The organism is Mesorhizobium sp. M7A.F.Ca.CA.002.09.1.1, assembly GCF_003998555.1.
GTDB classification, from domain to species: Bacteria; Pseudomonadota; Alphaproteobacteria; order Rhizobiales; family Rhizobiaceae; genus Mesorhizobium; species Mesorhizobium ciceri.
The window spans coordinates 1-3,018 of sequence record NZ_RZRR01000701.1; the positions used below are offsets into that span (position 1 = coordinate 1).

Annotated in this window: 5 protein-coding genes; 4 read left to right on the forward strand and 1 reads right to left on the reverse strand. The window is 64.6% G+C overall.

All coding sequences use genetic code 11. The annotated features are described in order from the left end of the window. Positions 1-278: SDR family NAD(P)-dependent oxidoreductase (locus tag EN994_RS24735; RefSeq protein ID WP_127307875.1), on the reverse strand; the 278-nt coding region annotated here is incomplete at its 3' end. Positions 279-547: 269 nt separating this feature from the next. Between EN994_RS24735 and EN994_RS24740 the strand changes: the two genes are divergently transcribed. The 4 genes from EN994_RS24740 to EN994_RS24755 all read left to right on the forward strand — a co-directional run. Next, positions 548-1,801, forward strand: a complete 1,254-nt coding sequence (locus tag EN994_RS24740; RefSeq protein WP_063168974.1) for a sarcosine oxidase subunit beta — start codon at positions 548-550, stop codon at positions 1,799-1,801. Beyond that, positions 1,801-2,241 (forward strand): hypothetical protein, encoded by a 441-nt coding sequence (locus tag EN994_RS24745; protein ID WP_127307876.1) that lies wholly within the window; start codon positions 1,801-1,803, stop codon positions 2,239-2,241. The genes EN994_RS24740 and EN994_RS24745 overlap by 1 nt, the downstream gene beginning before the upstream one ends. 10 nt (positions 2,242-2,251) lie before the next feature. Next, positions 2,252-2,548: a sarcosine oxidase subunit delta gene (locus tag EN994_RS24750; protein WP_013529658.1), complete on the forward strand. Its 297-nt coding sequence runs from the start codon at positions 2,252-2,254 to the stop codon at positions 2,546-2,548. Continuing rightward, the coding region (locus tag EN994_RS24755) for a 2Fe-2S iron-sulfur cluster-binding protein (RefSeq protein WP_206530491.1) at positions 2,545-3,018 on the forward strand (474 nt) is incomplete at its 3' end. The genes EN994_RS24750 and EN994_RS24755, both read left to right, overlap by 4 nt.

The following is a 3,018-nucleotide window of genomic DNA, read 5'->3' on the forward strand; positions in this document are numbered from 1 at the left end:
GCGCCGGCATTGTTGAAGGCGATGTCGAGCCCGCCGAATTTTTCGACCGCCAGATCGACAAGGGCCTTTGCGTAGGCTTCGTCGCGGACATCGCCGGCAAGCGCGATGGCGATGCCATCGGCATCCGCGATTTCGGCGACAAGCGCGTCGAGCTCGGCCTGGCGGCGGGCGGCGACGATGACCTTGGCGCCTTCCTCCGCGAAGAGTTTTGCCGTGGCGCGGCCGATGCCGGAACTGGCGCCGGTGACGATGGCGATCTTGTTTGCGAGTGCGAACATTTTTGCATCCTTTTCTTCGCGCCGGCTTGACCGGCAGTTGGGATGCTTGGTCGCAGATCGAGGCCAGGCGAGCCACCCGATACCCGCCAAGATGCTGGAAAGCGCCGACGCGCCGGATGCGTCTTTTTCACCACGGCGCAAAACGGCAAGCGCCGTCGCAAACAGCGCAAGGGTGGAAGCGCTGTTTCGCTAGTGATACACCTCGCGCGCCGGGACCGACTGAACGCCGGCCGCCATTCGCGAAGCCTTTTTGGGGCGAGGTTGGGACGTTGAAGAAATATTCGGTATTCGCCATCGCCCGTGAAGCCATGCGCGGCCACAAGGGCTGGGAAGAACAGTGGTCCTCGCCTGAGCCCAGGAAAGAATACGACGTCATCATCGTCGGCGCCGGCGGCCATGGCCTGGCCACCGCCTATTACCTCGCCACGGTTCACGGCATCACCAATGTCGCGGTGCTGGAAAGGGGCTGGCTCGGCGGCGGCAACACAGGCCGCAACACCACCATCATCCGCTCCAACTATCTCTATGACGAGAGCGCCGGCATCTACGACCATGCACTGAAGCTGTGGGATGGGCTGAGCCAGGAGCTCAACTACAACGTCATGTATTCGGCGCGCGGCGTCATGATGCTCGCGCACAATGTGCACGACGTGCAGGTGCTGAAGCGCCACGTGCACGCCAACCGGCTGAACGGTATCGACAATGAGTGGCTGACGCCGGAGCAGGCGAAGGAATTCTGCCCGCCGCTCAACACCTCCAGGGATGCGCGCTATCCGGTGGTCGGTGCGGCGCTGCAGCGGCGCGGCGGCACGGCGCGCCACGATGCGGTTGCCTGGGGCTATGCGCGCGGCGCCTCGGCGCGCGGCGTCCATATCATTCAGAATTGCGAGGTCACCGGGGTCAAGCGGGCGGCCAATGGCGCGGTTTTGGGCGTCGACACGACGCGCGGCTTCATCGGTGCCAAGAAGGTCGGCGTCGTTGCCGCCGGCCATTCCTCAGTGATCATGAACATGGCCGGCGTGCGCATGCCGCTGGAGAGTTATCCATTGCAGGCGCTGGTGTCGGAACCGGTCAAGCCGGTGGTGCCCTGCGTGGTCATGTCGAACACGGTGCACGCCTATATCTCGCAGTCCGACAAGGGCGAGCTGGTGATCGGCGCCGGCACCGACCAGTATGTCTCCTATTCGCAGACCGGCGGCCTGCACATATTGCAGCACACGCTGGACGCCATCTGCGAGATGTTCCCGATCTTCACGCGCATGAAGATGCTGCGCTCGTGGGGCGGCATCGTCGACGTCACGCCCGACCGCTCGCCGATCCTGGCCAAGACGCCGGTGCCCGGGCTTTATGTCAATTGTGGCTGGGGCACGGGCGGCTTCAAGGCGACGCCGGGCTCGGGCCATGTCTTTGCCCACACCATCGCCAAAGACGATCCGCATCCGATCAATGCGCCCTTCACCATCGAGCGCTTCCGCACCGGCCGGCTCATCGACGAGGCGGCGGCGGCGGCGGTGGCGCACTGATGATGGCTGGGATGGCTGTCGCGATGCCGCTGATTCTGGCGGGGGAACACGTGCTGGCGGGGGAACGGGGCATGTTCCATTTTCCGTCGGCTGACGAAGTGGGCACGCAGCCGATCAGCCGCACCGGCAACGAGACCGTCTGGCCGTTTTCGGTCGACGACGGCACGCTGGCCTGCGTCTGGAGCGGCGGCCAGCGGGTGGTGATGTTCTTCGAGGGACGTCCCGAAGGGCTTGACGAAGACGAGACATTCCAGCCGCGTCAAGTCATCGTCACCACCGATCCGATGCAACTCACTCTCGGCAACATGGCGTCGCGCGATCTGTTTCGTCCCGCTGCAAGCGTGGAGGAACGCATCCGGCTCGTCGCGCCGTTCGCGACCCTGGGACAGAAGCTTTGCGATCAACCGGCGGGCGCCCGCGTCGGCCACGGCGAATTGTAGGAACGAACAAATGCTTCTCATCCGCTGCCCCTATTGCGAGGAAGAGCGTCCGGAACTCGAGTTCCGCAACGCCGGCGAGGCGCATATCGCGCGCTCGGCCAATATGGCCGGCGAGAGCGACGACGATTTCGAAAAGTTCTTCTTCATCCGCTCCAACCCCAAGGGCATCATCTATGAGCGGTGGCGGCACATGCATGGCTGCGCGCGTTTCTTCAACGCCGTGCGCGACACCGTCACCGACAGGTTCGTCATGACCTACAAGGCCGGCGAACCCAAACCCTCCAAGCTGCCAGGAGTTGGCAAATGAGCGGCGCGTCGTACCGCATTTCCGGCGCCGGCCGCTTCAGCCAAGCCAAGACCGCGCGTTTCAGCTTCGATGGCCAGTCCTATGCCGGCATCGAGGGCGACACGCTGGCCTCGGCGCTGCTCGCCAATGGCGTCCATCTGGTCGGCCGTTCGTTCAAGTACCACCGTCCGCGCGGCATCCTGTCGGCGGGCGCCGAGGAGCCGAACGCGCTGGTCGAAATCAGGCGCGACGCGGCACGCAAGACGCCGAACGTGCGCGCGACTGTGCAGGAGCTTTATGACGGGCTCGAGGCGCAGTCGCAGAACCGCTGGCCGTCGCTGTCCTTCGACGTCGGTGCGGTCAACGACATCGCGTCGCCGATGTTTTCGGCCGGCTTCTACTACAAGACCTTCATGTGGCCGAAGGCGGCATGGAAGAGCCTGTACGAGCCCAAGATCCGCGCCGCGGCCGGTCTTGGAGTTTCCCCGGAC